Origin of the sequence: Corynebacterium sp. H128, from assembly GCF_037482625.1 — a bacterium.
In the GTDB taxonomy this organism is placed as follows: Bacteria; Actinomycetota; Actinomycetes; order Mycobacteriales; family Mycobacteriaceae; genus Corynebacterium.
The window spans coordinates 130,679-150,172 of the sequence record NZ_JBBHKW010000004.1 but is presented as its reverse complement, the minus strand read 5'-3'; the positions used below and the strand labels follow the sequence as shown (position 1 = coordinate 150,172).

Annotated in this window: 20 protein-coding genes; 14 read left to right on the top strand and 6 right to left on the bottom strand. The window is 58.4% G+C overall.

What is annotated here, in order from left to right; all coding sequences use genetic code 11:
- The first annotated feature begins 1 nt into the window (after position 1).
- The 9 genes from WG915_RS05465 to rfbA all read left to right on the top strand — a co-directional run bounded on the left by WG915_RS05465 (position 2) and on the right by rfbA (position 7,932).
- On the top strand, positions 2-610 hold the full coding sequence (locus tag WG915_RS05465) for a histidine phosphatase family protein (protein ID WP_339564365.1): 609 nt from the start codon (positions 2-4) through the stop codon (positions 608-610).
- Positions 611-1,198, top strand: coding sequence for a TlpA family protein disulfide reductase (locus tag WG915_RS05460; protein WP_339564364.1), 588 nt, complete (start codon positions 611-613; stop codon positions 1,196-1,198).
- Positions 1,199-1,984 (top strand): cytochrome c biogenesis CcdA family protein, encoded by a 786-nt coding sequence (locus tag WG915_RS05455; protein WP_339564363.1) that lies wholly within the window; start codon positions 1,199-1,201, stop codon positions 1,982-1,984. It abuts the gene before it with no gap.
- 7 nt (positions 1,985-1,991) lie between these two features.
- Positions 1,992-3,569 carry a cytochrome c biogenesis protein ResB gene (locus WG915_RS05450; protein WP_339564362.1) on the top strand — a complete coding sequence of 526 codons (1,578 nt, stop codon included), beginning with the start codon at positions 1,992-1,994 and terminating at the stop codon, positions 3,567-3,569.
- A gap of 76 nt (positions 3,570-3,645) precedes the next feature.
- A complete protein-coding gene (ccsB, locus tag WG915_RS05445; protein ID WP_339564361.1) occupies positions 3,646-4,608 on the top strand; it encodes a c-type cytochrome biogenesis protein CcsB in 963 nt (320 codons plus the stop codon).
- A 468-nt stretch (positions 4,609-5,076) separates the two neighbouring features.
- Positions 5,077-5,433: a CPBP family intramembrane glutamic endopeptidase gene (locus tag WG915_RS11590; protein ID WP_445227782.1), complete on the top strand. Its 357-nt coding sequence runs from the start codon at positions 5,077-5,079 to the stop codon at positions 5,431-5,433.
- A gap of 29 nt (positions 5,434-5,462) precedes the next feature.
- A complete protein-coding gene (gene rfbB, locus WG915_RS05440; protein ID WP_339564360.1) occupies positions 5,463-6,449 on the top strand; it encodes a dTDP-glucose 4,6-dehydratase in 987 nt (328 codons plus the stop codon).
- Positions 6,450-6,454: 5 nt separating this feature from the next.
- Positions 6,455-7,069: a dTDP-4-dehydrorhamnose 3,5-epimerase gene (rfbC, locus tag WG915_RS05435; RefSeq protein WP_339564359.1), complete on the top strand. Its 615-nt coding sequence runs from the start codon at positions 6,455-6,457 to the stop codon at positions 7,067-7,069.
- Positions 7,066-7,932 carry a glucose-1-phosphate thymidylyltransferase RfbA gene (rfbA, locus tag WG915_RS05430; protein ID WP_339564358.1) on the top strand — a complete coding sequence of 289 codons (867 nt, stop codon included), beginning with the start codon at positions 7,066-7,068 and terminating at the stop codon, positions 7,930-7,932. Before rfbC ends, rfbA begins: the two co-directional genes overlap by 4 nt.
- On the opposite strand, the gene WG915_RS05425 is transcribed toward rfbA, so the two are convergent.
- From WG915_RS05425 to WG915_RS05415, 3 genes are all read right to left on the bottom strand, one after another.
- Positions 7,919-9,064, bottom strand: coding sequence for an HNH endonuclease signature motif containing protein (locus WG915_RS05425; protein WP_339564357.1), 1,146 nt, complete (start codon positions 9,062-9,064; stop codon positions 7,919-7,921). The two genes, rfbA and WG915_RS05425, sit on opposite strands and share 14 nt — an antisense overlap.
- Positions 9,065-9,183: 119 nt before the next feature.
- The gene (locus WG915_RS05420; protein WP_339564356.1) at positions 9,184-9,540 is read right to left on the bottom strand and encodes an ArsR/SmtB family transcription factor; all 357 of its coding nucleotides are present in this window, start codon (positions 9,538-9,540) and stop codon (positions 9,184-9,186) included.
- 52 nt (positions 9,541-9,592) lie between these two features.
- Positions 9,593-9,829, bottom strand: coding sequence for a hypothetical protein (locus tag WG915_RS05415; protein WP_339564355.1), 237 nt, complete (start codon positions 9,827-9,829; stop codon positions 9,593-9,595).
- Positions 9,830-9,868: 39 nt separating this feature from the next.
- Between WG915_RS05415 and WG915_RS05410 the strand changes: the two genes are divergently transcribed.
- Positions 9,869-10,195: a DUF4229 domain-containing protein gene (locus WG915_RS05410; RefSeq protein WP_445227781.1), complete on the top strand. Its 327-nt coding sequence runs from the start codon at positions 9,869-9,871 to the stop codon at positions 10,193-10,195.
- On the opposite strand, the gene WG915_RS05405 is transcribed toward WG915_RS05410, so the two are convergent.
- On the bottom strand, positions 10,181-11,068 hold the full coding sequence (locus WG915_RS05405; RefSeq protein ID WP_339564353.1) for a 1,4-dihydroxy-2-naphthoate polyprenyltransferase: 888 nt from the start codon (positions 11,066-11,068) through the stop codon (positions 10,181-10,183). The two genes, WG915_RS05410 and WG915_RS05405, sit on opposite strands and share 15 nt — an antisense overlap.
- Before the next feature lie 122 nt (positions 11,069-11,190).
- Here WG915_RS05405 and WG915_RS05400 point away from each other — a divergent pair, with 122 nt between their 5' ends.
- Entirely contained in the window at positions 11,191-12,057 is an 867-nt protein-coding gene (locus WG915_RS05400) for a glycosyltransferase (protein WP_339564421.1), read from the top strand.
- On the opposite strand, the gene menE is transcribed toward WG915_RS05400, so the two are convergent.
- A complete protein-coding gene (gene menE / locus WG915_RS05395; RefSeq protein WP_339564352.1) occupies positions 12,054-13,184 on the bottom strand; it encodes an o-succinylbenzoate--CoA ligase in 1,131 nt (376 codons plus the stop codon). The two genes, WG915_RS05400 and menE, sit on opposite strands and share 4 nt — an antisense overlap.
- Positions 13,185-13,471: 287 nt before the next feature.
- Here menE and WG915_RS05390 point away from each other — a divergent pair, with 287 nt between their 5' ends.
- Positions 13,472-14,863: a YkvI family membrane protein gene (locus tag WG915_RS05390; protein ID WP_339564351.1), complete on the top strand. Its 1,392-nt coding sequence runs from the start codon at positions 13,472-13,474 to the stop codon at positions 14,861-14,863.
- On the opposite strand, the gene WG915_RS05385 is transcribed toward WG915_RS05390, so the two are convergent.
- Positions 14,860-15,786 carry a 1,4-dihydroxy-2-naphthoyl-CoA synthase gene (locus tag WG915_RS05385; protein WP_339564350.1) on the bottom strand — a complete coding sequence of 309 codons (927 nt, stop codon included), beginning with the start codon at positions 15,784-15,786 and terminating at the stop codon, positions 14,860-14,862. The genes WG915_RS05390 and WG915_RS05385 overlap by 4 nt on opposite strands.
- A 427-nt stretch (positions 15,787-16,213) precedes the next feature.
- Between WG915_RS05385 and WG915_RS05380 the strand changes: the two genes are divergently transcribed.
- Together WG915_RS05380 and WG915_RS05375 are read left to right on the top strand one after the other, a co-directional pair.
- Complete coding sequence (locus tag WG915_RS05380) at positions 16,214-18,472, top strand: excinuclease ABC subunit UvrA (protein WP_339564349.1); 2,259 nt, start codon at positions 16,214-16,216, stop codon at positions 18,470-18,472.
- Complete coding sequence (locus WG915_RS05375) at positions 18,469-19,488, top strand: o-succinylbenzoate synthase (protein ID WP_339564348.1); 1,020 nt, start codon at positions 18,469-18,471, stop codon at positions 19,486-19,488. The genes WG915_RS05380 and WG915_RS05375 overlap by 4 nt, the downstream gene beginning before the upstream one ends.
- Positions 19,489-19,494 lie beyond the last annotated feature (6 nt).

Genomic DNA, 19,494 nt, shown 5'->3' with positions numbered 1-19,494 from the left:
CATGAGCACCACTATCGTTCACTTGCTGCGGCACGGTGAGGTCTACAACCCGGATCGCATCTTGTACGGGCGGCTGCCCGGCTACCACTTAAGCTCCCGCGGTCATGACATGGCGGCTGCTGCAGCCGAGGCCCTGAAGGATCATGACATTACCTACCTTGCGGCTTCTCCGCTGCAGCGTGCCCAGGAAACTGCAGCTCCGCTCTCCCGCGAGCTGGGGCTAGATGTGGACATTGATAAGGCATTGCTCGAGGCGGGCAACCGCTACGAAGGGCTGCGGGTGAAGTCCTGGAAATCGCAGCTCTGGAACCCAGTGCGCTGGCCATTGATGAAGAACCCATCCTTGCCCAGCTGGGGAGAACACTACGATGTCATCGAAGCCCGCATGATGGACGCCATTGAGCGAGGTCGCGTAGCCGCCGAAGGGCACGAAGCCGTCATGGTGACGCACCAGCTGCCGATCGTGATGATCCAGCGCAGTATCCAAGGCCTCTCCCTGGCACACAACCCGGCGATGCGCCAGTGTGAACTCGCCTCCCTGACTTCCCTGGTCTTCCAGGACGATCAGATCACCGACATGTACTATTCCGAGCCGGCGCAGGGGATCTAAATGAAGCGCGCAGTTATCGCAGCCTGCCTGGCGCTGTCCCTGGCGGGCTGCTCAAGTAGTGACACCGCCGGACAAGACGCTGTTGCTATTGGCGGTACTTTCACCTTCATCGCGCCGGGAGGTCAGACTGACATTACTTATCCGCAGGATGAGCGTAAGCCGGTCAAGGAATTCTCCGGCGAGGGGGTTGCGGACGGCCAGTCCATCAATCTCAAGGACTATGAAGGCCAGGTCGTGGTGCTGAACGCCTGGGGGCAATGGTGTGGACCATGTCGCTCCGAGTCGGATGATATGCAAGAAGTGCATGAGAAACTGCAGGAAACCGGTAAAGGTACTGTCCTCGGCGTGAACGTGAAGGATTACCAGCGGGAAATTTCTCGCGACTTCATGGTGGACAACGGCATGACCTATCCGTCGCTGTACGATCCACCGTTCAAGACCGCCGCCGCATTGGGTGGAATGCCTGCCTCGGTTATTCCGACCACTATCGTGCTTGACAAGCACCATCGCCCAGCCGCGGTGTTCCTCCGCGAGGTCACGGCCAAGGATGTCTTAGAAGTCACCCTGCCGCTTATCGACGAGGCGTAGATGGGTTCACAATTTGCCGAAGTCGCTGCTAGTGGGCCTCTTCTGCTCGGTATGCTTGTTGCGGCAATAGCAGGATTGGTTTCCTTTGCCAGTCCTTGCGTGGTGCCCTTGGTCCCGGGCTACATGTCCTATCTTGCCGGTGTTGTGGGCAGCGATATGGAACTGGATGAGAAGCAGGGGCCGGTCGTCGCGAAGCGGGGGCGGTGGCGTGTTGCTGGCGCTGCCAGCTTGTTCGTCCTCGGTTTCACCGTGGTGTTTGTCCTGGCCACAGCTACTGTGTTCGGTGCGATATCTGCGTTGACTTTGAATCAGGATTTGCTGCAGCGTATCGGTGGCATCGTCACCATCGTGATGGGGCTCGCATTCATGGGAATGGTTCCGGCGCTGGATAGGGATACCCGTATGCAGCCGAAGCGCCTATCCACGTGGATCGGCGCCCCGCTGCTCGGCGGAGTGTTTGCGCTTGGCTGGACCCCCTGCCTGGGTCCCACTCTTGCAGCGATTATCTCGGTGTCGGCGGGCACTGCTGGGATGACGGCGGCCCGAGGCGTGCTCCTCATCATCGCGTATTGTCTGGGGCTTGGGCTGCCGTTTCTAGTGGTTGCCCTGGGGTCGGCGAAGGCGATGCACGGTGTTGGGTGGCTGCGGCGGCACTCGCGCACTATCCAACTCATTGGCGGGGTAGCACTCATCATCGTGGGGCTGGCGCTGGTTAGTGGTCAGTGGAGCGTGTTCATTAATGTTGTTCGACAGTGGACCGTCAACTTCGGTTACACACCGATCTAGGAGTCACATGTTCAAGAGAATTCCGTTGCTGGCGTGGCGCTGGCTGACCAGCATGCGCACCGCGCTGACGTTGCTGTTCGTCCTCGCCATCGGCGCCATCCCCGGCGCCTTGTTGCCGCAGCGTTCCCTGAACGAATCCAAGGTCAATGACTACATCCAGGCCAACGGCCAGCTCGCACAGTGGTATGACAAGCTACAGCTCTTCGACGTTTTCTCCTCCACCTGGTTCACGGCCATCTATGTGCTGCTATTTGTCTCTCTGATCGGCTGTATCTTGCCGCGCTCTTGGGAGCATTACAAGGCGTGGAAAACGCAGCCGATTCGCGCGCCGAAGAATTTGGAGCGGCTACCGCATCATGGGGCAGGCGTCGTCGATAAGTCGCTAGCGCAGGTATCGGACGAGGTCCGTGCCACGCTCAAGGGTTGGCGAGTGGCCGAGTACTCCGCCGCGGAAGATCGCGACGGCAAGCGTTCCTTCGCCGCAGAACGGGGCTACGCGCGCGAGCTATTCAACCTGGTTTTCCACCTCGGCCTCGTGGGAGTTTTGGCCACGATCGGTGCAGGCAAAATGGTGTACTACGAAGGCCAGGCCATCGTGGTGGCGGGCGCGGAAAACTCCGAGTTCTGCAACACTGCCGTCGCGAACTTTGACTCCTTCCGTGCCGGCACGCTTGTCGACGGCACCAAGCTCAACCCCTACTGCGTAAACGTTAAGGATTTCACGGCAGACTATCTGCCGAACGGCCAAGCCAAGATGTTCACCTCCAACGTGGACTATGCGGTGGGCGATGACATGTTCAAACCCCATTCCGAATGGGATGAATACACCATGCGGGTGAACCATCCCCTGCGCATCGGCGGCGACCGCGTTTACCTGCAGGGTCACGGTTTTGCTCCTAAATTCACCGTCACCTGGCCCAATGGTGAAACCCGCACCCAGATGATCCAGTTCCGGCCAGATGATCCGACGTTCTTCCTGTCCTCCGGCGTCATGCGCTTCGACCCGCCGGCGGGTATGTACCCAGATCTGCAGGAGCGTCGCAACAAGGGCATCGCGATCCAGGGCTTGTTCGCCCCTACCGCACAGTGGACAGGGGAGACCGGACAACTATTGTCCTCGGCGTACCCAGCGATGAAGGACCCAGCCGTTGCCATCGACATCTACCGTGGCGATGCAGGCCTCGACTCCGGCCGTGGGCAGTCCCTATTTTCCCTCGACCCGACGCTGCTGCACACCGGTGCGCTGCAGAAAATTGAACGCGTCAATATGGCGGTCGGCGAGACTGTGACGCTTGACGACGGCACCGTGGTGAAGTTCGAAGGCGCCAACGAGTTTGCCAACCTGCAGATCAGCCACGATCCCACCCAACTTTGGGTGCTGGTGACCACCCTGATTACGCTCGGCGGATTGGTCGGCTCGCTGTTCGTGAAGCGCCGTCGCATCTGGGTGCGCCTGTCCGAGTCTGGTTCGGGCACCTTGATTGAGACCGCCGGCCTAGCCCGCACCGACCGCGCAGGTTGGGGCGACGAGTATGACCGTATTCATCGCACATTGCTGGGATTGCCGGAGCCGGATGTGGAATAGAACTTGAACCGCCGCCATGCTGACCTGTATGGTTTGCGTATCCATCGAAAGTTGGATTAGGGAGAAAGAAGACGACATGCCGGTCAATCAGACGTTCGCCAATTTTTCAAACATGAGCTTCAGGACAGCCTTCGTTGTCTATGTGTTTGCCCTGCTCATGTCTATCGTCTACTACGTGAAGCAGTCCCAGGTACTGCTTAGAGATGAGCCTGCGCGTGAGCTGGTTGGCTCCGGTGGGCCCAATGTGGCCACGGGCGTCGAAAAGCAGCAGCCTAATCCTTCGGCTGAGAAGTTTGCGGGTATGACCCAGTCCCTGATCTGGCTGGCTATTATTATCCACGCTGCCTCGGTGGTGCTGCGCGGGATGTCCGCCTCCCGTTTCCCTTTCGGCAACCTGTATGAGTACGTCGCGATGGTGACCCTCGTTGCCATGTCCATCGCTGCCTGGGTGATTCAACGGCGCGAGCTACGAGCTATGTGGCCGTGGGTGCTCACCCCGGTCATTGCATTGCTGTTCTACGGTGGCATGAAGCTCTACGCGGAATCTGCGCCAGTTGTCCCCGCACTACAATCCTTCTGGTTCCCGATCCACGTCTCCACAGTGTCCATCGGCGCTGGTGTGGGCATGATCTCCGGCATGGCGTCCTTGCTTTACGTGCTGCGTATGTATCAGCCGAAAGGCTCGGAAAAGGGTTTCTTCGGTGCGATTGTGCGTCCGCTGCCATCGGCGAAGACTCTTGACGGCCTCGCCTACAAAGCCGCAGTCTGGGCGCTTCCGATATTCGGCCTTGGTGTCTGCCTGGGTGCCATCTGGGCGGAATCTGCCTGGGGGCGTTTCTGGGGCTGGGACCCCAAGGAGACCATCTCCCTGGTCACCTGGATCCTCTATGCCGCCTACCTCCACGCCCGTGCGACCTCCGGCTGGAAGAACACTGCCGTAGCGTGGATCAACATCGTGGCCTTCGGCATGATGGTGTTCAATCTCTTCTTCATCAACATGGTCGTGTCCGGCCTGCACTCCTACGCAGGGCTAAACTAGCGACACAGCCGGGGCGGCGGGACTGGTGCACCGCTGCTAAAATTCGTACCCATGTCTACTGACTGACTAGTTTTCACCTACTTGCACGGCGGTCCACGGATTCCCCGCGCCGAAGAAGCATCGCTGAAGGCGCGATTTTAGTTTTCAGTTTCCTGATTTTCTTTTTTGGCTTGATGATCACGCTTGATCTATAGAGGCGCAATGGTCTGACCAGGTCAGTGCATGGACGGCCTTCATCGCTTTCCTTCCTGCACTCTACTTAGCCACACGTCTCGGTGGCGGTAGGAAAGTTCGGCAGCTCCTCGACATCACCGGTCGCTTCAACTGGCGAGCAGCGCTCCGCGCTCTTACAGTGACTCTGCCGGTCGCAGTGCTCGTTTATGTTGGGTGCGCAATTGCTTTTGATCCTTCCGAAACTCCGGAGGTAGGTTTACTTGCGCTGACCCTGTTATCTGCCCCAGTGATGGCATGGGCGGAGGAGCTAGTCTTCAGGTCATCGGATACTGGACATCTAACCGGTGGGTGGCGTTCCTTCTTCCTGTGCCACTCTTTGCCCTTATCCACGCGCCAAGCAACGTCGTACCTTGGCTGGGCTATCTAACTTCGGGTTTGTGCTTTGCGCTGGTAGCGATGTTCTCGCAAGGAATTGCTGCTTCTACTGTGCTCCATTTTGTTTCTAAAATGACGTTGATCTTGTTAAGCACAGTCATGGATCTGGAAAATCAGGGGAACGTCTCCCTGATTCTTATCAAGAGTCTGCTGCTTGTCAGCGTTACTGCGCTATTCTGTTGGCGCGAAGTCCAAAGCCGCGGCGCAGACCGCTGAACATTGATGGTTCATTACACTAGGTAGCCATGCGCATAGTGGTTACCGGCGGCGCCGGCTTCATCGGATCCAATTTTGTTCACCGCACTCTGGCCCAGCGCCCAGACGCGAACGTTACGGTCCTGGATGCCTTTACCTATGCAGCCAATCCTGCGAACCTGGACGGTCTGGATATTGAGGTTGTGAAAGGGGACATCACTTCGGACGTCGATAAGCTACTTGCTCGCGCCGACCTAGTGGTGCACTTCGCTGCCGAAAGCCACAACGACAATTCCCTGCGGGACCCGATGAAGTTCATCAAGACCAACGTCGAAGGCACCGCGAACCTGCTGCAGGCCGCCGCGCGTTACGACGTCCGTTTCCACCACATCTCCACGGATGAAGTCTTCGGCGACCTGGCTCTCGACGATCCAGCCCGCTTCACCCCGACCACACCCTATAACCCGAGTAGCCCTTATTCGGCTTCGAAGGCTGCCAGCGATCACCTGGTGCGGGCGTTCGTGCGGTCGTTTGGGCTGGCGGCGACGATTTCCAACTGCTCCAATAACTATGGCCCGCGTCAGCACCCGGAGAAGTTCATTCCGCGGCAGATCCTTGGACTATTGGCCGGAGAAAAGCCTCGGCTGTATGGCGACGGCTGCAACGTCCGGGACTGGATCCATGTGGATGACCACAACGATGCCGTGTGGCACATCATTGAGCAGGGTGAAATCGGCTCGACATATCTCATTGGTGCTGATGGGGAACGCTCCAACAGGCAGGTCGTAGAAGCATTGAATGCAGCTTTCGGGCGGGAATCCGGCGATTTTGTACACGTGAGTGACCGGCCGGGGCATGACCGACGATATGCAATTGATCCTTCTTCTACGCGGGCTCTCGGGTGGCGAGCGGAGCGGTCTTTCGCGGAAGGCCTAGCGGAGACCATTGATTGGTACCGGGATAACCCGACCTGGTGGGCCGGTTCGCGTGCGGAGGCAGAGCAGGCCTACGCGAAGATTGAGCGCGTATTAGACTAAGACCCATGTTGCGCGCGATTGCAGATATCCCCGGCCTATTCGTCTCCGAGCCGAAGGTCATCGTCGATGAGCGGGGCGCCTTTAACGAATGGTTCAAGGCGTCGGAGTTCGAGGAAGCGTTGGGATTCCCCTTTGATCTACAACAGTCCAACATCTCCACCTCCAAGAAGGGCGTGCTGCGCGGGTTCCACTTCGCCGACGTACCGCCGGGGCAGGCGAAGTTTGTCTCCTGCCTGAGCGGCGCGATCCTCGACGTGGCGGTGGACGTGCGTGTCGGCTCGCCCACCTACCTGAAGTGGGCGGCCGTGGAGCTGACCGCTGCGAACCGCAAGAGCCTTTACCTGCCGGTCGGCATCGCCCACGGCTTCTTGGCACTGGAGGATTCCACCGTCGCGTACCTGACCTCGGCGGAGTACCGCCCGAACACGGAGCACGGTTTCGATCCCTTCGACCCGACCGTCGGGGTTGAGTGGCCGGAGGCGGACTATATCCTTTCCGAGAAAGACAAGACCGCGCCCGCCCTTGCGGATGCTCCGCTGCCGTCCTTTGAGGCATGCGAGGAATACGAAAACATGCTGCGTGACGGTTGGGCGCTCGCCAACATGGAAGCCGGCGCGTGAAGGGCATAATTCTCGCCGGCGGCACTGGCTCCCGGTTGCGCCCGATTACCCTCGGGGTTTCTAAGCAACTGGTTCCCGTCTACGACAAGCCGATGATCTACTATCCCTTGTCCACACTGATGCTGGCCGGCATCCAGGACATTTTGATCATCACCACGCCGGAGGATCTCCCCCAGTTTGAGCGCTTGCTTGGCGACGGCTCCCAGTTCGGCATCCGCTTGACCTTCAAAACACAGGATGCTCCGCGTGGCTTGGCGGAAGCTTTCATCTTGGGCGCTGAACACGTCGGTGATGATTCAGTGGCGCTGGTGCTTGGGGACAACATCTTCTATGGGCCGGGCCTGGGCACGCAGTTGCGACGCTTCGAACACATCGATGGTGGGGCAATCTTTGCTTATTGGGTCGCAGACCCAAGCGCCTATGGCGTGGTGTCCTTTGATGAGCACGGTCGGGCGACTGGCTTGGAGGAAAAACCAGCTGATCCGAAATCCAACTATGCGGTTCCAGGTCTGTATTTCTATGACAATGACGTGGTGGAGATCGCGCGGACACTGGAACCGAGCGCGCGCGGGGAACTAGAGATCACGGACATCAACAATGTCTACTTGGAACGGGGCAAGCTGCAGGTGCAGGTGCTGCCGCGTGGTACGGCGTGGTTGGACACCGGAACGGTGGATATGCTGATGGCTGCGGGGGACTATGTTCGGGCCATTGAACAGCGACAGGGACTTAAGATCAGCGCACCAGAAGAAGTGGCGTGGCACATGGGGTACATCACCGATGCGCAGCTGCAGGAGCGGGCACGGGAACTCCAGTCCTCAGGGTATGGGGACTATCTGCTACAGGTGCTCAATCGCTCCTGATTCGGCTGCCGGCGGCGCGGTTCGCCGCAGGGGAATTGTTCCGGTTCCACTGGCCGTTTTCATCCACCCAGTGTGATTGGCCGCTCCATTTTTCAATATGGGCTCCGAACCAGTCGTCGTCGACAAGGCGGTGGTGTTTGCGGCAGAGCAGGGCAAGGTTGTTGAGGTCGGTACGCCGGTTCTTCGACCAAGGGTGAACATGGTGGACATCGCATCTACCGGCGTGCACATCGCAGCCGGGGTATTGGCAGACCAACTCTTGGGCGATCAGCGCGATCCGCTGCCAGAAATTTGCGTGCCGGCCACAGTAGTAGAGGGTGCCTGCGGCTCCCTTAGCGTCATGGACAACGATGTAATCGGAGACCCGGTCGCCAGCGAGCATTTCGATGTCGAAGAGCGAGAGATCAATGTCAGTGTTCGTGGCGAACTTGGTACGCCAATCCATCTCGTCCGAAGTGGTCGCCGAAATAATGAGGGAAGCGTGCCCAGTGTCGGAGATTCGCTTGCTGCTGGCCATCTTGAGTACTTCGGCGAAAGCATCAGCGTTGCGTTGATCTATAGTACGTAGATCATCCGCGTCACTGTGGTCGGCGGCATGCTTGAAAGCGATGTCCATCAGCGAGCGCATCAAGGCCGCGGGAGCTGCAGGCAGGTAGCCGTTCAACCGGCATCCCCCGTGCTCGTCCTGTGAATGGAGCCGCAGCTTGCGTTGCCGAACTGCCTCAAAGGGATCCTTGGACAGGCGTTCATTTTCCCGGCGGACGAGCTCACGCGTGTATTTGAGTGTTTGCCACGGGCTGTAGTCTTCTGCCGCATCGGCTGCCAACTCGTAGATGGCATCTCTGCGGGTGGAGGCTGCAGATAGCTGCTGGAGGGCGCCGAGGATGTTGTCCTGGTGGGCTACTGGAACGCTGTCTCGCCAATCATGCTCCGAGCGCAGCACAATTACCCGGGCTTGATCTCTCGGGACTCCCGCGCTGCAGAGCTCGTGCACCTCATGACCCCGTGCTAACTGTGTTTCCAGTCGTGCAATTTTTTCCTTCAGGTCAATGAGATCAGGGAAGTTGGAAAGGTCGGTGGCGTCGTTAAGCGCTGCATCAATAGCCGCTGCTGCCGAAACGATATGGCTCATGCTTTCCCCCTGTTCTACCTCCTATTTTACCTCAAAAAATATAGAACACAAGAGCTAAAACAGATTTGGTGGAAAGCGGTAAACGCACTCGAATAGAACACTCGAACTAGTGAAGTGGCCTACTTGATAATGTCTGAGGCAAGGGTCTCAATGCACGTGAATAGTCGCTCGTTGACGCTGTATTGCGCCCACTTGCCCTGTTGTTCACGCTTGACCAAATTGACCGCGATGAGCTTCTTCATGTGATGCGTGACGGTCGGTGCGGATACCCCGAGAGCCTCGGAAAGCTCCAGGCCGCACACGTTTTCACACCCCTTTTGGGCCACCAGGTGGAGGAGTCGGAGTCGAGTGGGGTCAGCCAGCGCCTTAAACACGTCCACGATGTGGTCGAAGTCAGGGTTATCAGACACTGGGCGAAGCTCACCAACATTGTTAGTGGTATTGAGCGGATTCATGGCGGTAGCCAGTGTTGTCATATTTAGATCCTACTGTGGAAATGTCTGCGAAAAAGAATCGATCAAGCAGGATCTAAGGTTCGCGCTCATCTTCCGGGCGTTGTTCCTTTTCACGCCGACGCTCTTCTTCGCGGCGCTGCTTAAAGCGCTCCTTTTCCAAACGCCATAGGAAGTCTTCATCGTCGTCCGGGCCCTTAATCATCGGAGGCTGCGGACGCTGCTGCGCACCACCCAAAGCGGTAGGAGCGAAGGCCTTCCATAGCAGCACGACGGCAGCCACGATCAAAAGGAAAAGTAACAGACGTCCCATCGGATAACTCCCTACCGCGCCTCTAGTATGGTCAAAGCTGTGACTGCAGAAGAAAGATCCACAACCGGAGAGCCAACTCTCGACAGGGATTTGCGCAACCGAGCCTGGCGAGACATCGCACTATATGGGCTTGCACGCCTGGCGCTGTTCGTCGTGCTCACCCTTATTATTCAATACACGGCCTACTTTATCGGAGCGCCTGTCCCGCTGCTAATTTCCTCCCTGCTGGGCCTCTTGCTGGCATTTCCGCTGTCCATGTTCGTATTCAAGAACCTGCGACTACGTGTCAACGATGAAATCGCGCAGTGGGATACCCAGCGGAAAGCGCACAAAGCTTGGGTGAAAAAGGAACTATCCGAACGCTAACGCCAACCCGGTCAACACTGACCAAGCCAGCATTGCCCGGCCCGTGAGGCCTAAAACGGGAATCAAGGCGGGGCCCGTTGCTCCCGAGCGGATGGGCTGCGAGGCCGGGATCAATAGGGCAAATGCCAACACTCCGGCCAATGCCCACGGGGTGGCTAATGCGGCCAGAACTACCGAAGCGAGCAAAGGCAAGCTCGCGAGAAAGAGCCACAGCCTCCGCGTTCCCGCATCCCCGAGGCGGACGGCGAGCGTAATCTTGCCGGCCTCGGTGTCCGAAGGGATGTCGCGCAGATTGTTGGCCAAGTTGACGGCCGCAGAGATGGCTCCGACGGCAATCGACGTCGCAAAGCCAGCCCAACTGACGCGGCCCGCCTGGGTGAACTCCGTACCGCACACCGCCACCAGACCGAAGAACGTAAACACCGCCACCTCGCCGAGGCCCCGGTAACCATAGGGGTTCTTCCCGCCGGTGTAGAACCAGGCAGCCACAATGCACAGCGCGCCGATAAGGATGAACCACCATGCTGAAGCCAGCGACAACGCAATTCCAGCAACCGCGGCGACGCCGAAGGAGAGAAAAGCCGCGCGCTTAACGGAGGCCGGCGCCGCTAGCCCGGAACCTGTCAGCCGTAACGGGCCAGTGCGGTCTTCATCGGTGCCTTTGATGCCATCAGAGTAATCATTGGCGTAATTCACACCGATGATAAGCGCCCAGGACACCACAGCTGCGAGCAGCGCCCGCCACCAACTGAAACCCCCATGGTAGGCAGCAGCGCCGGAACCGGCGATGACCGGCGCAAACGCATTAGCCCACGTGTGCGGGCGGGCGGCTTCCCACCAGTCGGAAGCGGTTGCGGAATGAGAATCATGCATGGCTTCTATCATGCCTGCCCCCTGGCAGCCAGGCAGCGTTGAGGGGTGGGTTTCGAGTCAAAGCGGTAGGGTGAGAAAAATATCAGCACTAAAAACAGTTAAAGGACGTGGCGCCAGTAATGATGTGGGTTGGATACGTAGTTGGGCAGATTGCCAGCTTTTTCCTGACGTGTTTCCGCATCATTCCGCTGTGGCTCGCGAATCATCTTTCCCGCACTAGGATCCCGCAGGAAGGCGAGGTCATCATTTCTTTGACCACGCATGGCAGGCGACTCAGCAAGGTGTATCTGACGCTGGAGTCGATCGCTCGGGGCTATGTGAAAGCCCCGATAGTGCTGTGGCTCGACGAGCCTGACTTTCATAGCGAGTACCCCGAATCCCTGCAGCGCCTGATTAAGCGTGGACTGCAGGTCAAGTGCTCGGATGGGCGTTATGGGCCGCACACTAAGTACTGGGGGCAGTTTCGCGAAGTAGTCGGTAGTGGCAAGCTCGTCGCGACAGTCGACGACGACATGATCTACCCCGAATGGTTTTTGCAAAACCTGCTGTTCATCGGCGAGCTGCGCAATGACGTGGTGATCGCTTACCGGGCGCACCGCATTGAACTGCGAGATGGCGCAATGATGCCCTACGCAAAATGGAGTGCTGTAGACACGTGCAACGCTAGCTACCTGCATTTTGCTACCGGAGTGTCGGGTGTGCTCTATCCGCCGACGTTCATCTCTTATGTCGTCGACAAGGGCGATGAGTTCATGAAGCTCACCCCACGCGCTGATGATGTGTGGCTGCATGTTTGCGCGCTACGCTCAGGGCACCCAATTCGTCAGGTGTACGCCCAGCCGCGCCACTTCGCAGTCATCCCGTCCACACAGGTTGGGGCGCTAGTAGTGGGAAACACCCTGATGGGTGGCAATGATGAGCAGATCAAAAAGGTGTACACGGAGCAAGACGTACAGCAGCTGCGCGAAAGCTCTGCGCAGGAGGACTAACCCAGCAGGCGTTCGACCTTCTTTCGGTCCACCTTGCCAGGCCCGATCAGTGGCATCTCATCGAGGTGGAGCAGCTGCCGTGGCAGTTGCCAGCGCTGTAAGTCATCGAGTCCCTCAATCACCCCGGCTGGGGAGAGGTCGCCTGTATAAGCTGCCACGATTTGCTGACCAAGTCGCGCATCCGGCACGCCCACCACACACGCGCCAGTTACTCCAGCAACGTTGAGCAGAGCTTCCTCCACAACCTCGGGGTGGATCTTGAGTCCGCCGGTGATGATGGCATTATCGAGCCGCCCGGTCACTTTCAGAATGCCATTGTCCAGTACTCCGGAGTCCGAGGTGGAAAACCAGCCTGGTTCGGCGAAGGCTTCATGATCCGGGGCGTTCCGGTAACCTGCTGCGATCATCGGCCCACCGAGGTGAATCCTTTCGCCAACGAGGCGGATGTGCGCGCCGGGGATCGCGCGCCCGTTGTATACGCAGCCCCCGGCAGTCTCGGAGGATCCGTAGGTAGTCACCACGTTGATTCCCAGCTCGCGAGCCGCGCGCAGCGTATCTTTGGTCACCGGCGCGCCCCCTACCAGCACCGCGTCGAAAAGCCGCAGTGCCTCGATGCCCTGGAGGTGCTCCATTGCTTTGGTGAGCTGATTCGGGACCAGAGAGGTATAGCTACGGTCCCCGGTCCGTGCGAGTTCATCAGCTGCAACGGCGAAGTCGGTGAGGTCAAAACCTTGGCTGACATCCTGGTAAGAGGGTTCGATCCCAGCGATCAGGCTGCGTACCAGTACCTGAATGCCCGCGATGTGGTGTGCCGGCAAAGCTAGGTGCCACTGTCCCGCGCCCCCGAGGAACTGGTGGGTCGCATCGGCCGAACTGACAAGGTTCACCGGGGTCAGCTGGGCACCCTTGGGCACGCCTGTGCTGCCGGAGGTGGCCATGACCAGTGCGGTAGCTGTGATCGCTTCGCCAGCGCGTTGCGACGCCCGGAGCGTCGCCTGCCTGCCAAGATCCTTCTCCGGCAGCGGCAGCAGCGATCGCTCACCCGCGATGGCGCTTTCCAGGGCATCAAGAACAGGGAGAGGATTGTCTGCCGGGATGACGAGGGGCTCGAGGATCTGGGTGCTCACCGCTCCAAGTTTAGGCTGTGGCTGTATTGTCCTTCGCAGCTACCTAGGGACTGTTTCGGTTAACGTTGGGTAACATTTGTGAATTTGACCTATAAAGGCAGGAAATTTCCAGCGTTGGCCCAGCTAATGGAACTGGCGGTTCGAGCTAAAACCCCAGGTACGTTACCTGTTTGTGACGTATCAAATGTGCGTGAGGAAATAGCTAATCCTATTGTGGAATGTGATCTGTGGCGCAATGTCCGGATAAGTCCGGAACATCTGTACGTCACCCTACAAAAGGAATAGTTGTGCTTAAGAAGTCCATTAGTATTGCAATGGCATTCGTTGGAGTGGTGGTCGGTGCCGGCTTCGCGTCGGGGCAGGAAGCCATCCAGTTCTTCGCGGCTTTCGGAGGCTACGGCATTGCTGGCGCAGTGATCGCAGCGATCCTGCTGTCCATCACCGGCATGATCGTGCTGAAGTTCGGTTCCTTCTTCTTGGCGAACGAGCACACGGCGGTCTTTAACAAGGTGACCTATCCGGTTTTGGCTCGGCTTCTCGACGTCGGCATCATGCTCACTCTCTTCTCGGTCGGATTTGTCATGTTCGCAGGTGCAGGTGCCAACTTGGAGCAGCAATTTGGACTGCCGATGTGGGCGGGCGCGCTCATCATGTTGGTATTGGTGATTGCTACCGGATTCCTCGACGTAGACAAGGTGAGCCAAGTAATTGGCGCCTTCACGCCCTTCATCATTATCTTCTTGGCCTTGGCCATGTTCTTCGCGCTCCGCGACGCTCCGGCGGACCTCAGTACTCTCCAGCCGTACTCCGCGCAGGTGGAAACCGCCTTGCCGAACTGGTGGGTCTCCTTCGCGAACTACGTCGGCTTCACCATCATCGTGGGTGCCTCTATGTGCATCGTTATCGGCGGCGCACACTACGACACCAAAGCGGCTGGTTGGGGCGGACTCATCGGCGGCGTGATCTACGGCGTCCTCCTGGTTGGGCTGGTTGTCTCCCTGTGGGTTTCCCTGCCGATCGTGGGTAAAGAGGACATGCCGACCCTCGCGTTGGTTGACCACGTCAACCCGATGCTCGGCAACATCATGGCAGTGGTCATCTACGGCATGATCTACAACACCGCTATCGGAATGTTCTACTCCATGTCGCGTCGCATCACCGCCAACAAGCCAGAGAACTTCCTCAAGGTGTACATCGCGATGAGCTTGATCGGCTTCGTCCTCAGCTTCGTCGGCTTTAAGACTCTGGTCTCCTTCCTCTACCCGCTCCTCGGCTACCTGGGCATACTGCTTATTGTGGTGCTGCTGGCAGCCTATGCACGCGGGCGCTCGCGCATCGACGCTGAAATCGAGCGTCGTGACACCATGCGCTCCCTTGTGGCGCGCAAGCTGCATCCAGGAAAAGTGTTCACCAAGAAGCATGCCCGCAAGCTGAAGAAGGTGGTGGCAGAATCCCCTGCGGAGGAAGACTCCCTGCGGGAGACCATCGTCCTGGATGTTGCGCAGGAACTGGTCGAGGATGAGTCGGTCGATTTCACTGAAGAGCAGGCCGAAGAAATCCGGGAGCAGCTGGCTGATGAAACCTCAAAGGAAGTTGTAGTTGAGATTGCGGAGGGGGACTTGCCGTCGAAAAGCACGGAGCCCCCAGCAGGTTCGCACCGTCCGCTCGCCAAGCACTAATAGTAGTAAGGGAACTCTGACCAGTCCGGATCCCGCTTCTCCAGGAAGCTGTTCTTTCCTTCCACGGCCTCATCGGTCATGTAGGCAAGGCGGGTGGCCTCACCTGCGAACACCTGCTGACCCATGAGCCCGTCATCGGTGAGGTTGAAAGCAAACTTCAGCATGCGCTGGGCGGTAGGGGACTTGCCATTGATTTCGCGGGCAACTTGGATTGCCTCAGCTTCCAGTTCGGCGTGATCGGCAACGATGTTGACCGCGCCCATGCGCTGCATCGTCTCAGCATCGTAGGTCCGGCCGAGGAAGAAGATCTCGCGGGCGAACTTCTGCCCGACCATCTTTGCCAAGTAGGCGGATCCATAGCCGGCATCGAAGGATCCGACATCAGCGTCGGTTTGCTTGAACTTTGCATACTCACGGGACGCGATGGTGAGGTCACACACTACGTGGAGTGAATGTCCACCGCCGGCCGCCCAGCCATTGACCACTGCGATAACCACCTTCGGCATCGTGCGGATGAGTCGTTGCACTTCAAGGATGTGCAGTCGGCCGCCTTCGGCCTTGGTACGCATCTCATCTACAGTTTCAGCGGTCTCGCCACTAGCGTAGCGGTAGCCGGAGCGGCCGCGAATGCGCTGGTCACCACCGGAACAAAATGCCCAGCCGCCATCCTTTTCAGAAGGTCCATTGCCGGTGAGGAGAATGCTGCCAATATCGGGTGTGCACCGGGCGTGGTCAAGTGCGCGGTAGAGCTCGTCCACGGTGTGGGGGCGGAAAGCATTGCGCACTTCGGGACGGTCAAAAGCAATGCGGACGATGCCGTCGGCACGCTTCGTGCCAACATGGCGATGATACGTGATGTCGGTGAGGTCCTCGAAGCCCGCTACGGGCTGCCATTGGGTCGGGTCAAAAGGATTGCTTGTCATGGTGTCCACTTTAGGTCAGGGAGGTTCCTGGCTTGCCGCGGGAGCATCCCTGCCATCGTGACCCCCTCTATCCGAGGCGGGGATGCTCCCGCGGGTAGTGTGTGTCAACCGGCGAATCCCCCAATCTCGCCTGCCGGCCGACGATGCAGCAACGCGAAACCCCCGTTTTTCGCGTGGCATCGGCTCGGCGGATATCTGCGCTGAACGCTGCGTGATGCCTGTAACCAGTATCACCGGGCTATTACTTTCAGATCGGGGCTGCCTGAATAGTTCCAACGATGTTATTTAAAAAAGGATTGTGGAGCTGCGCAGATCTTGACCACTAGACTGTATTGTTCAACAATGTCCCCAGGTTGGTGTTGGAGTTCATTCCCCTTAACGGGTGTGGTGCGGGGTGTGAAGTTGAAAACATGTGAAAATGGTGGACATGACAATAGATGCGCATCCAGCCGACCAACACGACATCATCAAAGTGCGTGGTGCCAGGGTAAACAACCTGAAAGATGTGGACGTAGACATCCCGAAGCGTCGCCTGAACGTGTTCACCGGTGTCTCCGGTTCCGGCAAATCGAGCTTGGTGTTCGGGACTGTAGCGGCGGAGTCGCGCCGGCTAATCGACGAAACTTACTCCACTTTCATCCAGGGATTTATGCCGACCCTGCCGCGTCCTGAGGTTGATTCCCTGGAAAACCTCAGCCCAGCGATAGTTATCGATCAAGAGCGCATGGGGGCAAATTCGCGTTCGACGGTCGGCACTGCGACCGACGCTCATGCGATCTTGCGACTGCTGTTTTCTCGCCTCAGTGAGCCGCATGTGGGAACCTCGAGTGCGTTTTCTTTCAACCTGCCCGATGGTTGGTGCCCAAGCTGTGAAGGCTCCGGTCAGGCGGCAACGCTTGATGAATCAAAGATCATCGATGAAGCTAAGTCCTTGCAGGACGGTGCTATCAGCGCCCCGGGCCACAGTGTGGGGGAGTGGTACTGGAAGACCTATGGTGAGACCGGACTTTTCAAGACTGATCTCCCCATCAGGGACTTTAGCGAGCAGGACCGAGACCTGTTGCTCTATGCCCCGCAACAGAAGATCAAGGTAGAGGGAAAGAATGTCACTTACGAAGGGTTGATCACTCGCGTCCGCCGGTTGTGGATCGACCGACCGGATCCGCCAAAGGCGAAACAGATTGTGAATTTTGTGGCCGATATTGCCACCACGAGCACCTGCCCAGATTGTGCCGGTTCCCGCCTGAAGCTAGCGGCGCGCACCGCAACCGTGCACGGCAAGACCATCGCCGAGCTTTCCGCGATGCAGGTAGACGAGCTGACCGGATTCGTTGCGGGCCTTGATCTCGCCGTGGGACCAGCCCGCGATAACCTGCTCGGGATTTTGCGCTCCATGGTTGAGATCGGTTTGGGGTACCTATCGCTAGATCGAGAGGCGGGCACCCTCTCTGGAGGCGAAGCTCAGCGGGTGAAGATGATTAGGCATTTGGGTAGCCCGCTTTCCGACGTCACTTACGTCTTCGACGAACCCACCATCGGGCTGCACCCGCACGACATTGCTCGGATGAATTCCCTGCTGCATAACATCCGAGACAAAGGAAACACTGTCCTTGTGGTGGAGCATAAGCCTGAGGTGATCAAAGCTGCTGACAATATTATTGACATCGGCCCTGGCTCCGGTACCGATGGTGGCAACGTCGTGTTTTATGGCACTCCCGCAGAACTGGCTACGTCTGATTCCCTCACTGCGCAGTACCTCAATACCTCCCTCGAACTGGCGCAGCCACGAGTTGCTGCCGGAGAGCTCACAGTGGAGCATGTCTCCCGAAACAATGTGCGCGATGTTGACGTGACGTTCCCACTCGAAGTCCTCACCGCGGTTACCGGTGTCGCGGGTTCCGGAAAATCATCGCTCGTAACCGCCGCCCTGGCGGGGAGAAATGATGTGCTTGTGGTGGATCAATCCGCGATCCGCGGTTCGCGACGCTCCAACCCTGCCACCTACACCGGAATTCTGGACAAGATTCGGACCAAGTTTGCTAAGGACAACGGTGTCAAACCTGCGCTGTTTTCCGCTAACTCGGAGGGCGCTTGCCCAACTTGTAAGGGGTTGGGTGTGGTGTATGTGGACTTGAGCTTTACAGCAGGCGTTTCCACTACCTGTGAGGAATGCGGGGGAAAGCGTTTCAAGGAAGAAGTGCTCCAGTACAAGGTTGCCGGACGAGACATTTCGGAAGTGCTTGACATGTCGGTAGCTCAGGCCGTGGAGATGTTTCGCGCCGGTGAGGTGAACAAGGTTCTCAAGAGGCTCATTTCTGTTGGTCTGCCCTATCTTAAGCTTGGTCAACCATTGACAACCCTGTCTGGTGGGGAACGCCAACGCCTCAAGCTTGCGGCTAAAATGACTGAAAAGGCCCCGATCATCGTTCTCGACGAACCTACTTCGGGACTGCACCTTGCAGATACCGAAACCCTTATAACGATGATGCATGACTTGGTCGCATCCGGACGAACCGTGATCGCGATTGAACACAACCTGGCCGTCATGGCTGCAGCTGACCACATCATCGATGTTGGCCCCTCGGCAGGCCATGACGGCGGCAGCATCGTGTTCTCCGGCAGTCCAGCGGATATGGTGAAGGCGGATACCATCACTGCGGAGTACCTAAGGAAAGCGACACTATGATTCCGGACCTGTCCGAGCTGCTCGATCGCGTGCACGTCGTGTCACTGCCCATGCGTGTGCCGTTCCGTGGAATCACTACCCGCGAAGCTTTGCTGATTGAAGGGCCCGCGGGCTGGGGCGAATTTAGCCCCTTTAAGGAGTACGCCGCAGCGGAAGCGAAAAGCTGGTTGGCCTGTGGCCTTGAGATGGCCTACCAGGGGCCGCCACCAGCCCTAAGGGATCAGGTAGAAGTCAATGCCACGATCCCGGCTATCCCGCCTGAGCAAGTCGCCGAGCTGTTGGAGCGTTACCCCGGCTGCATGACCGTGAAAGTGAAGGTCGCCGACCAAGGACAGGCATTGGCGGAGGATTGCGCGCGAGTGCAGGCAGTGCGTGATGCTCGCCCCGGAGCTCGGATTCGAGTCGACGCGAACATGGGGTGGACGGTTGCTGAGGCAGAAGAAGCCGCTAAGACCCTCGGCCCGCTGGACTACCTGGAACAACCGTGTGCGAGTCTGGGGGAATTGGCGGAGCTGCGCAGCAGGCTCACCCGACAAGGGATTTTCCAACGCATCGCGGCGGACGAATCTATCCGCAAGGCGGAGGATCCTTATCGGGTTCTTGAAGCCCGGGCCGCCGACGTCGGCGTGGTTAAAGCTGCCCCCTTAGGAGGAGTGCGTCGCCTCCTCGAAATCGCGGCGCATCTGAAACGCCACGGAATGGATGTCACCGTTTCCAGCGCCCTAGATACAGCGGTAGGCATGAACGCTGGCATTGCGGCCGTCGCGGCGCTCCCGCTTCACGACGACGATGACTTCATTCATGTCCCACCTGCGCCAGCGGGCCTCGGTACATCCACATTGTTCCTAGAAGACGTGGCAGCGCCGCGCGACATCATCGAGGGATTCGTGAGCGCCACACCGGTAGCCCCAGATCCGGATCGGATTGCTGCGCTGGCGGCCGACCCAGCGACTAGGGACTGGTGGTTGAGGCGCTTGATCGACGTGCATGCGGAGCTTAGCCGACTGAGCAATTAGGATTGG